The sequence below is a fragment of the Vibrio sp. OPT20 genome, assembly GCF_963889365.1.
GTDB lineage: Bacteria > Pseudomonadota > Gammaproteobacteria > Enterobacterales > Vibrionaceae > Vibrio > Vibrio splendidus.
This window is the reverse complement of the sequence record NZ_CAWPOA010000108.1, coordinates 1-204: the sequence shown is the minus strand read 5'-3', so window position 1 is coordinate 204 and position 204 is coordinate 1. Positions and strand designations below refer to the sequence as shown.

The following is a 204-nucleotide window of genomic DNA, read 5'->3' as shown; positions in this document are numbered from 1 at the left end:
GACGGGTGAGTAATGCCTAGGAAATTGCCTTGATGTGGGGGATAACCATTGGAAACGATGGCTAATACCGCATAATGCCTACGGGCCAAAGAGGGGGACCTTCGGGCCTCTCGCGTCAAGATATGCCTAGGTGGGATTAGCTAGTTGGTGAGGTAATGGCTCACCAAGGCGACGATCCCTAGCTGGTCTGAGAGGATGATCAGC

The 204-nt window shown here is 53.4% G+C and carries 1 rRNA gene; it reads left to right on the top strand.

Going from position 1 to position 204, the window contains the following annotated elements:
- Window position 1: 1 nt before the first annotated feature.
- A 16S ribosomal RNA gene (locus AACR09_RS23885) occupies window positions 2-204 on the top strand; the annotation flags it as partial.